The 13009-nt window shown below is 39.1% G+C and carries 13 protein-coding genes; 3 read left to right on the plus strand and 10 right to left on the minus strand.

Going from position 1 to position 13009, the window contains the following annotated elements; all coding sequences use genetic code 11:
• Window positions 1-275 precede the first annotated feature (275 nt).
• From hisA to DS885_RS07610, 10 genes are all read right to left on the minus strand, one after another.
• Window positions 276-1013: a 1-(5-phosphoribosyl)-5-[(5-phosphoribosylamino)methylideneamino]imidazole-4-carboxamide isomerase gene (gene hisA / locus DS885_RS07565; RefSeq protein WP_113818829.1), complete on the minus strand. Its 738-nt coding sequence runs from the start codon at window positions 1011-1013 to the stop codon at window positions 276-278.
• A gap of 2 nt (window positions 1014-1015) precedes the next feature.
• Window positions 1016-1615 (minus strand): imidazole glycerol phosphate synthase subunit HisH, encoded by a 600-nt coding sequence (gene hisH, locus DS885_RS07570; protein ID WP_113818830.1) that lies wholly within the window; start codon window positions 1613-1615, stop codon window positions 1016-1018.
• Window positions 1612-2682 (minus strand): bifunctional histidinol-phosphatase/imidazoleglycerol-phosphate dehydratase HisB, encoded by a 1071-nt coding sequence (gene hisB, locus DS885_RS07575; protein ID WP_113818831.1) that lies wholly within the window; start codon window positions 2680-2682, stop codon window positions 1612-1614. The genes hisH and hisB overlap by 4 nt, the downstream gene beginning before the upstream one ends.
• Window positions 2683-2691: 9 nt before the next feature.
• A complete protein-coding gene (gene hisC / locus DS885_RS07580; RefSeq protein ID WP_113818832.1) occupies window positions 2692-3762 on the minus strand; it encodes a histidinol-phosphate transaminase in 1071 nt (356 codons plus the stop codon).
• A gap of 54 nt (window positions 3763-3816) precedes the next feature.
• The gene (gene hisD, locus DS885_RS07585) at window positions 3817-5106 is read right to left on the minus strand and encodes a histidinol dehydrogenase (RefSeq protein ID WP_113818849.1); all 1290 of its coding nucleotides are present in this window, start codon (window positions 5104-5106) and stop codon (window positions 3817-3819) included.
• A gap of 14 nt (window positions 5107-5120) precedes the next feature.
• The gene (hisG, locus tag DS885_RS07590) at window positions 5121-6017 is read right to left on the minus strand and encodes an ATP phosphoribosyltransferase (RefSeq protein WP_113818833.1); all 897 of its coding nucleotides are present in this window, start codon (window positions 6015-6017) and stop codon (window positions 5121-5123) included.
• Window positions 6018-6321: 304 nt separating this feature from the next.
• A complete protein-coding gene (locus tag DS885_RS07595; protein ID WP_113818834.1) occupies window positions 6322-6891 on the minus strand; it encodes a hypothetical protein in 570 nt (189 codons plus the stop codon).
• Window positions 6891-8123 (minus strand): flagellar assembly protein T N-terminal domain-containing protein, encoded by a 1233-nt coding sequence (locus DS885_RS07600; RefSeq protein WP_113818835.1) that lies wholly within the window; start codon window positions 8121-8123, stop codon window positions 6891-6893. Before DS885_RS07600 ends, DS885_RS07595 begins: the two co-directional genes overlap by 1 nt.
• A gap of 9 nt (window positions 8124-8132) precedes the next feature.
• Window positions 8133-8900, minus strand: a complete 768-nt coding sequence (locus tag DS885_RS07605) for a flagellar basal body L-ring protein FlgH (protein ID WP_258546867.1) — start codon at window positions 8898-8900, stop codon at window positions 8133-8135.
• Window positions 8901-9430: 530 nt separating this feature from the next.
• Entirely contained in the window at window positions 9431-9589 is a 159-nt protein-coding gene (locus DS885_RS07610; RefSeq protein ID WP_113818836.1) for a DUF2986 domain-containing protein, read from the minus strand.
• 280 nt (window positions 9590-9869) lie between these two features.
• On the opposite strand from DS885_RS07610, the gene DS885_RS07615 reads away from it, so the two are divergent.
• The 3 genes from DS885_RS07615 (at window position 9870) to DS885_RS07625 (ending at window position 12975) form a co-directional block, all read left to right on the plus strand.
• Window positions 9870-11792 carry an ATP-dependent DNA helicase gene (locus DS885_RS07615; protein ID WP_113818837.1) on the plus strand — a complete coding sequence of 641 codons (1923 nt, stop codon included), beginning with the start codon at window positions 9870-9872 and terminating at the stop codon, window positions 11790-11792.
• Window positions 11793-11904: 112 nt separating this feature from the next.
• Window positions 11905-12621, plus strand: coding sequence for a tRNA (adenosine(37)-N6)-threonylcarbamoyltransferase complex dimerization subunit type 1 TsaB (gene tsaB, locus DS885_RS07620; protein WP_113818838.1), 717 nt, complete (start codon window positions 11905-11907; stop codon window positions 12619-12621).
• A gap of 54 nt (window positions 12622-12675) precedes the next feature.
• Window positions 12676-12975 (plus strand): hypothetical protein, encoded by a 300-nt coding sequence (locus tag DS885_RS07625; RefSeq protein ID WP_113818839.1) that lies wholly within the window; start codon window positions 12676-12678, stop codon window positions 12973-12975.
• Window positions 12976-13009: the final 34 nt, after the last annotated feature.

The following is a 13009-nucleotide window of genomic DNA, read 5'->3' on the forward strand; positions in this document are numbered from 1 at the left end:
GTTAATAATACCAATCATAGTAAGTAACTGATCTATTTTACTTGTTAAAACAACTTATTTTTTCGTTGTAAGTTTCGTATAGGGAACAACCATTTACATCAACTTACGCCTCAAACTAAGCCATTTTTCCGGCGCAAAATTTAGATCAGTTATTTAATACAATTGGTATAAACCTTAAACTAGGTTACAAAAAAAGGCGCTATTTAGATAGCGCCTTTGTATTTTTAAAGTTTGTTATTAGCTTTGATTCTAAGATAATCGTTTAAACAATAAAATTAAGCATTCTGCCAGCAATTGATCGCTTCTTCTACAGTAAACTTACCTTCTAATAAAGCACGCCCTACAATCATTCCTTGAGCACCTGAACGAGCTACATCTGCAATATCATCTAATGAACCGATACCGCCAGAAGCTTGCCAAGAAACACTTGGAAAAGCGACAACCATCTCTTTATATAAATCAACGTTTGATCCTGTAAGCGTACCGTCTTTAGAGATATCAGTACACAATACATGCTTTAAGCCAACTTTAAGGTAAATCTCTAATAGTGACTCGATAGTTTGACCGCTATCTTCTTGCCAACCTGATACAGCAACGATTTTATTACCTTCAGCATCTATGTTGATATCTAGCGCAAGTACAATATGCTCAGGGCCATATTTCTCCATCCATCCAGCAACCATCTCTGGTTCTTTCACTGCAGTTGAACCAATCACAACACGATGAGCGCCGGTATCTAAAAGACCTTTAACATCTTCTTCTGTGCGAACACCACCGCCAACTTGTACTTTAGCTGGTGTGTTTTTGATTAAGCCTTCAATGACAGACAATTGACGCTTAGTAATATCTTTTGCACCATCTAAATCAACTAGGTGCAACCAGTTAGCACCTTGTTCATTATAAATAGTGTATAGGCTTTGTGGATCGTCGCTATAAACGGTCTTTTGATCGTAATCGCCTTGGTATAAACGAACTACTTTACCATCGATTAAGTCGAGTGCTGGAATTATCATGTTTAAAGCTCCAAAAAGTTTTTAATAAGTTGTGCGCCTGCTTTACCTGAACGCTCAGGGTGGAACTGTACACCATAGAAGTTATCTTTATTTACTGCTGCGGTGAATGGGGTCCCGTATTCACAACTAGCAATAGTATTTTCATTTACTGGTAAGGCATAACTATGAACAAAATAAAAATAACTGCCCGCAGGAATATCTTTGAATAAAGGTTCGTCCAATTTAGGGGTAATTTGATTCCACCCCATGTGTGGTGAACGCAATGGCGCTACATCCATTTTTTGTACAAAGCCATCCACTAAACCTAGTGTATTGATTACAGTTTCTTCTGCAAAGCCTTCTTCACTGCCTTCTGCTAGCATTTGCATACCTAAACAAATACCTAACACAGGTTGAGTTAACTTTTTAATCTCTTCTACTAAATCACGATCAATGAGGTTATTCATTGCTTCTTTAGCGGTACCTACACCCGGTAAGAATAACTTATCAGCTTGTTGTAATACTGCTGGGTCCTTACTGATGGTTACTTCATAACCTAAACGTTCAATGGCAAATAATACCGAGGATAAATTAGCGCACCCCGTATCAATGATAACTATCATAAAACACCTTTACTTGAAGGAAGATCAGTTCCAATAATTTGTATGCTTTGACGTAATGTACGACCAAATGTTTTGAATAATCCTTCAACCATATGGTGTGCATTACCATTTTCAACTTCTAAATGTAAAGTTGCTCGCATCGCCTGTGAAAGTGAGTAGAAGAAATGTTCAACCATTTCAGTTGACATAGTGCCTACTAGTTCACGAGGGAAATCCGCTTTAAACTTAAGGAAAGGGCGGCCAGACAAGTCTAATGTACAGCTCGCTTTTGTCTCATCCATTGGCAGTACAAAACCGAAACGGCCAATACCACGCTTGTCACCTAATGCTTTGTCCAATGCATCACCTAATGCTAATGCTGTGTCTTCAACACTGTGGTGATCATCAATATGTAAGTCACCTTTAACACTCACGTTCATTTGGAAACCACCGTGTGTGGCAATTTGATCTAGCATGTGGTCAAAGAAGCCCATACCCGTATCAATTTTGTTTTCTCCGGTTTTATCTAAATCAACGAATACGTTGATATCTGTCTCTTTAGTTGTGCGAGTAACCGAAGCAGTACGACCACGTGACGTTAATTGGTGAACAATCTCTTTCCAGCCGTTAGTTTCTTTATTGTAAAGAATACCGGTAATCGCCATGTTTTCAGCTAAACCAATATCTGTTTCGCGGTCACCGATAACATATGAGTTTTTATGATCGATACGACGAGATTGTAGGTATTCTTTGACCATACCCAAATGCGGTTTACGACAGTTACAGTTATCTTCAGGAAAATGCGGGCATAGTAACGTAGATTCGAACTTAACACCTTGAGAGGTAAATATATCCATCATTTTGTTCTGTGGAATATCGAAATCACTTTGTGGGTAGCTATCAGTACCTAAACCATCTTGGTTAGAAACAATCACTAAAATGAAACCTGCATCTTGTAATGCTAATAGACTTGGTATTACATAAGGTTCGAAAACCAGTTTCTCAAGGCTGTCTACTTGTTTATCACTGATAGGTTCATCAATTAATGTCCCATCGCGGTCGATAAATAGAAATTTTTGTGTACTCATAATGGGTTCCTACAGTGCTTTTAATGTATTTAAAGTTTTGTTCATCTCTTCGCTCGTACCGATAGTAATGCGAATACAATTTTCTAAACGTGGTTTATTAGCAAAGTCTCGCATAATAATACCGTCATCCGCAAAAGCCTTAAACACTTTAGTTGAATCTTTAAAACGTACTAACAAAAAGTTACCCGTAGTCGGGAATACTTCTGTGACACAATCCAGCTCACTCACTGCATTAGCCAATACTTGACGATTATTATTTAATACCGCTACTCGGTCACGCATTACTTCTAAACCTTGCTCTGAAAGAGCTTGTTCAGCAATTTGTGCGACAGGGCCTGGTACCGGGTAAGGAGCAATTACTTTTGCCATCATATCGATAACACTAGATTGCGCTAAGGTAAATCCACAACGAATAGAAGCGAGCGCAAATGCTTTTGAAAGAGTACGTGTGATCACCAGATTTTCATGGTCAGCGATTAAACCGGTTTGGGTAAACTCAGGGCAAAACTCGATATAAGCTTCATCAGCAACAATTAACGCTTTACCTTCAGTTGCAGTTAATAGTGCTGCGAGTTTTTGTTGATCTAACATATTACCGGTAGGGTTGTTTGGTGCGCAAAGGAACACGATTTTGATGCGTCCCTCAGATGCTAATACTGCTTTTTCTACTGCATCATAATCCACGTCAAAGTTATCTTGAAGTGCCACTTGCTCAATACCAACACCACAAGTTTCCGCGCTGATCGCATACATACCGTAAGTAGGAGGGCAAATTAGAATACTGTCTAACTCTGCTTCACAAAATGTTCTAATTAATACTTCAATACTTTCATCGGCACCACGAGTGGTTAATATTTGATCTGTATTCAGCTTGGAGTAAGCTGCGTAGGCATTAATAATTTGAGGTGGTTGAAATTCTGGGTAACGATTAAGGTGTGATGAATCTAGTTGGTAATCACTGCTGTCTGGAGCTTCATTCGCGTTTAACCAAACATCCCCACGGCCACCGATACGGCGAGCTGAAAGGTAAGGGGTTAGCGCTTGTACGGTTTTTCTAGCAAGCTTTATTATATTACTCATCGTGGTCCTTCTTCCCTAACGAATGCCTGAGTAGCAACTACTCAGGCGTATCTATTACTTATCTAATTTTTCCATGCGAATGGTCACTGCGCGTTTATGTGCAGTTAATCCTTCTGCAGCCGCTAAGCGAGTGACTGCTGGTGCGAGATTACGTAACCCATCCTGTGTTAACTCTTGTACTGTGTAACGTTTTACAAAGTCAGCTAAGCCTAAGCTTGAATAGGTTTTAGTGTAACCGTAGGTTGGCAGTACATGGTTAGTACCACTTGCATAATCACCAACAGATTCTGGTGTCCATGCACCTAAGAAGATAGAACCTGCATTTCTAAGCTTTGGTTGAATCTCTCTTGGGTTATCAGTTTGAACAATTAAATGCTCTGGCGCATAACGGTTAGAAATCTCGATTGCTTGTTCAATATCTTTACACACAATACTGACACTATTCGCAATCGCTTTTTCTGCAATTTCACGGCGCTCTAATACCGCTAATTGGCTATCTATTTCACTAGCCGTTTGTGCTGCTACCGATGCACTTGGTGTGACTAGAATGGTTTGTGAATCATGGCCATGTTCAGCCTGTGATAACAAATCAGAAGCGATGAAAGCAGGATCTGCGTTTTCGTCGCCAATCACTAGTACTTCAGATGGGCCCGCAGGCATATCAATCGCTGCACCAGCAAAATCATTACTCACTTGACGTTTCGCTTCGGTAACAAATGAATTACCTGGGCCAAATATTTTATCAACGGCTTTGATGGTTTCTGTCCCGTAAGCTAATGCTGCAATGGCTTGCGCACCACCTACAGAGTAGATCTCTGTAACACCACATAGTGATGCCGCATAGAGTATTTCATCGGCTAAAGGCGGTGGAGAACATAATACCAGACGTGAACAGCCTGCAATTTGTGCTGGCGCTCCCGTCATAATAACCGTTGAAGGTAGTGGGGCACTTCCACCAGGGATATACAAACCAACTGATTCAATTGCTTGTGTATGCATCTCACAGACAACACCAGGCATGGTTTCTACACGAATCACATCCTGCTGTTGTGCTTCATGAAACTTAACAACCTGTTGGTACGCGACTTTAATCGCATCTTTGATGTCATCGTCTAAACGCGCTGTTGCTGCTTCAATATCAGTATTGTTGAGCGTGAAGTTATCACCGGTTAATTTGTCAAAACGTTTAGTGTAATCCAATAAAGCTTGGTCACCTTGTTGACGGATATTAGAGATAATTTCAGCAACAGTGTTTGTTAAGCCTGATGAATCTGCCATTGCTGGTCGAGCAAGCAATTCTGCTTGCTGATCAGATGTTAATTGTTCCCAGTTGACTGTTTGCATTCCCATGGTTTGGACTACTCCATCATTTTTTCAATAGGTAATACGAGAATTGAGCTTGCACCTAGTGCTTTCAATTGTTCCATTGTTTCCCAGAAAAGGTTTTCTTTACTTACTACATGCAGTGCAACGTGGTCTGTGCTGCCCGCTAATTCCATCACTGTTGGTAAATCAGAACCAGGTAGTAGGTTAGTGATTTCAGTTAAGTTAGCTTTTGGCGCATTAAGCATGATGTATTTAGACTCTTTAGCCGTTTGAACACCGTCAATACGCGTTAGAATGCGGTTAACTAGCTCTTGCTTGTCTGCACTTAATGGTTCGTCACGTTGCATTAATACTGCTGTAGAGCGGTAGATAACTTCCACTTCTTTAAGGCCGTTTGCTTCAAGTGTTGCTCCGGTAGAAACTAGGTCACAAATAGCATCAGCTAAACCTGCACGTGGAGCAACTTCTACTGAACCTGTTAACATACATGATGTGTAAGGTACGTTTGCTTCTTCCATAAAACGTTTAAGGATGTGAACATAAGTTGTTGCAATACGCATGTTCGCTAGTGATTGAACACCTTGGTAATCAAAGTCATTATCTACTGCTAGTGAGAAACGACATTCACCGAACGCAAGTTCTTTTACTACTTTGTGTGCTGTTGGTTCTTTAGCCACTTGGCGCATCATGCTTTCTTCTTCAAGTACATTTTGACCAATGAAACCTAAATCTACTACACCATCCATTACTAAGCCTGGAATGTCGTCATCGCGCACACGAAGAATATCAATTGGCATGTTTTCACTGTGAGCGATTAAACGTTGCGTGTTTAGGTTAACTTTAATTCCACATGCTTTTAATAATTTAACCGTATCATCACTTAAACGGCCTTTCTTCTGTATCGCGATTCTTAAACGTTGTTCTGGCATAACTATTTTTCCTTCCTTTTAAAACTAAAAAACCCTCGGGATTTTACTTCCGAGGGTTTGTATTTGGGTAACCACTGGAAGCACGTAACATCTCTTCCAAGAAAAATCCTGAAAGATTAAGTTGTATGATGATGATGTGCTTTCAGAATGTCGTTTTTCATTATGGTTTGAAACTCTTTAAAATTTAATTGCGATAAGAGTATCAACCTAAACTTTAAATGTGAACTGTTTTTTGTGTATATCTAAGATATATTTAATATAAATGAGCAGTTTATAATTAGTTCACAGCCTGTTTAGCAGTCCACTATTTACCTTGCATACTTTCACGTAGTTTTTCTTGCAGCATTGAAATTGCATTTTTAGTCTGTGATTCGATAGAGATATTATCAAGCGCTGCTGACTGTAAAGTGCCTACCGCATCATCTGCAGTTTGTTGAATATCTAATGCGCTTAAGTCTGCTTCTTCAGTGGATGTATCTGTTAACTCTGATTCAGTATTTGCAGCTAAATCCTCACTGGTTGTATCTTCGGCGGCAGCTGTTTCTGACTGGTCAGTGGTTGTTTGTTGTTCATTATCTGTTGCAGTCTCAGCTTGCTCAGCATTTGCGCCAGTGGAGGTTGCGCTATCATCACCTGACAGACCTGCGACAAAAGAGGTGGCGATGCCCAGTTGCAATTCATCAAATACACCTTCAAGGCTATCTTTAATATTGCCTGTACTAGCAGTGACAAGTGATTCATTGCCTTGCATTTGGGACGACAATACATTTTCAAAGCTTTCACCAAGCAACTTACTGGTAGCAGCAGTGCCTGTTGAATTTGAACTGCTTGATAAGCTTTGTAGACTGTTTGCTGCGCTGTTAATGGTAGACATTAATATACACTCCTATTGGTAGGATTACTTGCTGTAGTTTGTGGTTGTAAACGCTGCAGTGTCATTTTGTCTGCAGGTGTTAGCATATCCCTGATTTGAATATTACTCATATCAATTGGATCGTTAGCTTTCAAAATTGCACGGTCCGCTTGTACTGACACAACTGACAGAAGAATATCATCGGGCAAATAAATTGAGTTAGGTAGTTGCGAGTTCTGGTGAGAAAGAAACTGACTTCGGATCAACTGGAACTTATCGCCTTTCTCTACACCATTACGATGACCTAAATTCATCACTAACTGGTCATTGTATTTTGCAATAATGGTTGCCATGGTTGGCTGACAGTATAAAGCTTGTCTTACATCTCTTACTGCTTCATTGATTTTTAGGTCAATCGCATACCCATAATCTGTTTGCCAAAAAGACAAACTATTAGGGTCAAAATGCTGTGTAAGGTCATAGGGCCACTGACTAATTGCTGAGTATTCTTGTTGAAACAGAGTCAGTTGGTTGATCGCATCAATGAGATAGACCTGCATCTTAAAATTACGTTTATGGGTAGTCTCTTCACTAAATGTATATGTCGTTGTTTCATAGTAATCGGACATATCTTTTAATACACCAAAAACTAGATACTGTACGTCATACTTAGTCGCGACATCTTTTGCCACTTTTAATGTTTGTAATTCAATATCGCCTTCACTGTTATTAGTAAACGCAATTTGTTGTGTCATCACATGTCTTGGGTCAAGTTTATTGGATTCACCTTTTAACTGTTTAAATAAACGTTTGGTAATCACTTCATCACTGTCGTAAATGGCCCCCAGTTGCGCATCTTTGCGATCCTCTAAGCTAAACGGGCCAACAAAGATACTTTTGGCATATTTCTCTTGCGGGCAAGTAGAGAAAGGGTAGATATCAGCTTCTACTTCTACTGTGTAATAACCACCGATGATCTCCTCATGCACAATACGCATGTCATGGATTTCACCATTGGTTTTTAACATTAGTTTATCAACTTCTAATACACCTTCTTGAATGACTTGTACGCTTTCAGCACTGGTACCTGCTGAACGTAACACAGTGACCATGGCATCGGATATTGCATTACTACGTGATTGGTCAATATTTTCTTCATTTAATACTGCTCGACCTTCACTCGAATACCATTGTGCATTAGCGGCAAAGGAGCTAAGTATTAATAGCGGCAACAAACGCTTAGTTAATTTCATAAGGATTCCTTAAATTGGCCACAAGCTGCCGCTGAATAAAGAAGATAACCAGCCTCGTGTCTGCATTTCTGCATGCTCACCGGTTGCACTAAACTCAATGCGACTGTCTGCCACTTGATAGGAATCAACAGAGTTATCTTCAGTGACATCTCTTGGTCTTATAATCCCCGTGAGGCGGATATATTCTTTACCGTTATTAATTAACAACCATTTTTCACCACGTACCAATAAATTGCCGTTATTTAATACTTCAATGACAGACACCGTCATTTTAGCGCTTAAGCTATGGCTTTGGCTGCTACCGGATTCACCGCCAAATGTTTGGTCTTGGCTAACACCTAACTCAACTTCTTTATCATTAACGGTTAGGTTACCGCCTGGAATTTTAATTGGATCAAGATTATAGGTATTATCATTAGACAGGTTAGTACTCGCTGATTTAGTCGCCACAGACTCTTCCTCTAAAACAACATTGATAATATCCCCCACTTGAAACTTTGGTGCGTAACTATATAAATCCGTAGAGGTACTATCGTTAAATAAAGAGCCCGTTATTTGCACTGGAACAGCAGCTTTACTTGGCTCTACTGGTGCATAGTATGGGTCGTTAGCAACGGGTGTATCATCACTGTCCCTCTGTGTAATTTGACGACCAGTTTCTTCAGGGATTATTTCGGTCGTCTCTGAACTCTCATCAACAGTTACCTCTTGTTGACCAAAATTGGCACAACCAGACAAAATAGCAACAGATAGGATAGCAGTCATTGTTTTCATCATTAATCATCCATACGTTATTGCATGCGAAGGATAATGCGGTGCATCATCTCTTTTTTGTATGCGTAAAATGGCAAAACGGCAGAATGTATTTATATCAATCATTGAAGTGACTTAAATTTGTCGTTTTACTTGTTACTAGATATAAAGCAAGTTGTAAGCCAAGTTTTAATTAATGCCAATTTCACTAAGTAACTGTTCTATTTTACTTGTTAAAATAACTTGTTTCTTCGTGGTGATTTTCGCAAATAGAACAACTATTAAAGAATTAACATCTTTTGGTTAATTCTCCGATAGACTATTAACGCAGTTAATCGTCCAAAGGCTTAAATGACGCCTTGAACTAAGTCATTTTTCCTGCGCAAAAGTGAGAACACTTATTTAATGCAATTGGTATAACGTGCTAAACCAGAAAAATGAGAGATGATTAGAGTGGGATTATAAATAAGTGGTGAGGTAGGGTTGCTAATAAGAGAGTAAACATTAAGGCGTTAGTTGCTGATATTTACTCTCTTATCATTAAATAGGTATTGTTATTCGACGTTATCATTCACTTCAGTTGCTTGCTGCGCTTCAAGTTTTGCGCGCTCTGCTTTGGAAATATACTTCTCTTTACTGGCAGGGGCATTCTTGGCATTAATCTTTTTCATGCGTTTCTTTAAAATACTGTTAATTTTCTTTTTACGGTTCATCGGAGTTCCTCTTATCAATGCTGTTTATTGTAAAGAGTAAAGGAATGAATATACAGTGCTAATATCCGAATGTGTTCGTTATCAGCTAACTTACTGATAAATTAGTGTATATAAGCCATGATCTAGTCAATTGTGCTGGCCATCTGTTTAATTAATTTTGCATTAAATAACCTTGAGACGATATTAACTAACTGCTAAATGACGTAGAATCCGCTTTATTAATGAATGTTGAAAAACGTTTTCATCATTTTAGCCCGTTAGCTTATAAGAGTTTATTGATTTGATTGCTTCGTTTTTTTCACCAACAGGTGCATTAGCCAACATCTTGCCGCATTTTAGAGGCCGTGATACACAAGTTAAAATGGCGCAATCAATTGATACGGCCATTAAGAAAAAGCAATCAGTGGTCGTGGAAGCTGAAACAGGCACAGGTAAAACCTTTGCTTATTTGGCACCGGCATTACTTAACTTAGATAAAAGCTTGTCGCAAAAGTTGATCATCTCTACTGGTAGTAAAGCACTGCAAGAGCAACTCTATTTAAAAGACTTACCCACCTTAATAAAAGCAACAAAATTTACAGGGCATTGCACTTTGTTAAAAGGGCGCAGTAACTATTTATGTACTGAACGTTTAAATCGCTACATGTTAGAAACTCGCTTTAAACAACCTAATCTACATAGTGAATTGGTGGCAATTAAAGAGTGGTCCGTTAGCACTGTGACCGGCGATATTGCAGAAGTAGATAACTTACCTGAAGACGCAATGATCATTCCCTCAATTACCAGCAGTAATGACAATTGTTTAGGCCGCGAGTGCCCAAGTTTTGAAGACTGTTTTGTGGTTAAAGCTAGAACAACTGCCATGGATGCTGATGTGATTGTGATTAATCATCATCTGTTTTTTGCCGACCTTGCGGTGAAAGAAACAGGCTTTGGTAAATTAATACCTGATGCAGATACTTACATCTTTGACGAAGCCCATCAATTACCTGATATTGCGAGTCAATATTTTGGCGAAATGCTCTCTAGTAAACAACTCACTGAATTAGCAAAAGAGATAGACTTTGTTTATCGCACCGAATTAAAAGAAGCAAAGCAGATGGCTAAAGCTGCTGAACAGTTGAGAGCTGCCTCTTTAGATTTTCGATTAGCTTTTGCCATGGAAAAAGGCTCGGGAAGTTGGCGAGACAAAAGTAAAGACCGTGCGATGCAGATGCATGTGACTCGTTTGCGCCAAGTGTTAACTTTTTTAAAACAAGTGGTCACAGAGCGTTTAGGAAAAAGTGAAGTATTAGATCATTGTTTTGAGAAAATTAATCAATACATACTGCTCTTTGAAAAACTCAACAATACCAATGAAAGCGGGTTTAGTTATTGGTATGAATGTACAAAACAACACTTTTCATTAAATATTACTCCTTTAAGTGTGGCGCAACGCTTTCAATCTGAGTGTCAGAAAAAGCAAGCCAGTTGGATTTTTACTTCTGCAACTTTATCCGTAAAAGGGGAGTTTTCTCATTTTACTGAATTGTTAGGTTTAACTGAAGCACAGTGTTTACAGTTAGGTAGCCCTTTTAACTATCAACAACAAAGCTTATTTGTTGTACCTCGATTACTGCCTGAGCCTGGCACACCTGGTTTAGCGAATAAATTAGCTGAAACCTTATCGCCAGTGATCAGAGCCAGTAAAGGGCGTTGCTTTTTCCTTTGTACTAGTCACTCTATGATGAATCAATTAGCAAGCGCTTTTAGAGAATCTTTAACTTTGCCAGTGCTATTACAAGGTGAAAAAAGCAAACAAGCTTTATTGGATGAGTTTATTAGCCACGGAAATGCATTATTAGTGGCAACGGGAAGTTTCTGGGAAGGCGTTGATGTACGTGGACAAACCTTATCCTGTGTGATTATTGATAAAATTCCCTTTGCCTCTCCTGAAGAGCCATTACTTAAAGCGCGTATGGAAGATGCTGAGCTAAAAGGTAAAGATCCCTTCTTTGATGTGCAATTACCGCAGGCGGTGATCACTTTAAAACAGGGCGTAGGTCGCTTAATTCGTGCAGAACAAGATAAAGGGGTGTTAATAGTTTGTGATACTAGATTAGTCAGCCGTAAATATGGCAATCTGTTTCTGAATAGTTTACCTTGCATGCCGCGAACCCGAGATCTCGACAAAGCGATCGATTTTTTAAGATTAATCGAATAATATACTCAGCCATTTTAAGCTAGTTATTAATCATAAGGTCATTGCTTAACATGTTACGCAATGATTTCTATCTGTAACAATATTGTTTTCATATTTATAAAATAGGCGATTTATGTCATCCTCATTAAATATACTGTGTATCGATTCATCAACAGAAGCATGTTCTGTTGCATTAGTAACAAACGATACAACGACTCATCACTTTATGTTAGCGCCTAGAGAACATACTCAGAAAATATTACCTACAGTGAATGACGTAGTAAAACAAGCTAACTTAACCTTAGCGGATATCGATGTTATCGCCTATGGTCAAGGCCCAGGCAGTTTCACAGGTGTTAGAATCGGGATTAGTATTGCACAAGGGTTAGCTTACGGACTTGAGAAAAAGATGGTAGGTGTGTCTACTTTACAAGCAATGGCACAACAGGCGTTAGTCAATAACCCAAATTGCCAGAGTGTATATGCTGCGATAGATGCTCGCATGGGTGAAGTTTATTTTGCACAATACATTAATCAACATGGTGTGATGACATTACAAGAAAAAGAAGTGGTAATAAAACCTGAGGCTTTAATTGAGCAGTATCAAACTCAAGGTTTAAGCATTGAAAGCAAAAGCACTTTAGTCGGAACTGGTTGGGCTGCTTATCCAGAGTTATTAGCTTACTTTGAAGTATGTCAGCAAACTGAGATACTCTATCCAGATGCGCAATTTATGCTAACCGCAGCAGCTCAATTAATTGCAGACAACCAAGCCGTTAATCCTGAGTCTGCTACACCTGTGTACTTACGAGACACAGTGACATGGAAAAAGCTTCCAGGTAGAGAATAATTGTCTATAATATAAACTGAATCCGGTTTAGTGAAATGTAAACGAGCGTAATAGATGGCTATATACAATAACCTTGCAACCAACAATATACCTATTAATACGGGAAATGTGTCGCAAGTTAAGGAAAGTGATAAGCCATCACCAACCGCTGACATTACTCCGGTAAGTGCCAAGGAAAATACACAGTTTTCTCTAGTACTTTCAGAACAACAAGCACAATCTATCAACGATACGCTAGGTTATGACCAACCCAGCTCAAAGGATCGTGATGCCCTTGATGCTTATCGCCAAGTCGCCACTCAAGAGAAACGCGATGAGCTCATTAATAGCATGAGTTTTCATTTCGTAGTCTAGTTTTATATTAGTTACTTTTTAACTAATTGATTAA

This window comes from Psychromonas sp. B3M02 (genome assembly GCF_003318165.1).
Taxonomy (GTDB): Bacteria; Pseudomonadota; Gammaproteobacteria; order Enterobacterales; family Psychromonadaceae; genus Psychromonas.

Coding starts and splice junctions, on each gene's coding strand:
- DS885_RS07595 (WP_113818834.1), bottom strand. CDS start 6,891: ATGTCTACCATTAACAGCGCAGCAAACAGTCTACAAAGCTTATCAAGC.
- DS885_RS07600 (WP_113818835.1), bottom strand. CDS start 8,123: ATGAAATTAACTAAGCGTTTGTTGCCGCTATTAATACTTAGCTCCTTT.
- hisA (WP_113818829.1), bottom strand. CDS start 1,013: ATGATAATTCCAGCACTCGACTTAATCGATGGTAAAGTAGTTCGTTTA.
- DS885_RS07605 (WP_258546867.1), bottom strand. CDS start 8,900: ATGATGAAAACAATGACTGCTATCCTATCTGTTGCTATTTTGTCTGGT.
- hisC (WP_113818832.1), bottom strand. CDS start 3,762: ATGAGTAATATAATAAAGCTTGCTAGAAAAACCGTACAAGCGCTAACC.
- hisG (WP_113818833.1), bottom strand. CDS start 6,017: ATGCCAGAACAACGTTTAAGAATCGCGATACAGAAGAAAGGCCGTTTA.
- hisD (WP_113818849.1), bottom strand. CDS start 5,106: ATGCAAACAGTCAACTGGGAACAATTAACATCTGATCAGCAAGCAGAA.
- tsaB (WP_113818838.1), top strand. CDS start 11,905: ATGTCATCCTCATTAAATATACTGTGTATCGATTCATCAACAGAAGCA.
- DS885_RS07610 (WP_113818836.1), bottom strand. CDS start 9,589: ATGAACCGTAAAAAGAAAATTAACAGTATTTTAAAGAAACGCATGAAA.
- hisH (WP_113818830.1), bottom strand. CDS start 1,615: ATGATAGTTATCATTGATACGGGGTGCGCTAATTTATCCTCGGTATTA.
- DS885_RS07625 (WP_113818839.1), top strand. CDS start 12,676: ATGGCTATATACAATAACCTTGCAACCAACAATATACCTATTAATACG.
- hisB (WP_113818831.1), bottom strand. CDS start 2,682: ATGAGTACACAAAAATTTCTATTTATCGACCGCGATGGGACATTAATT.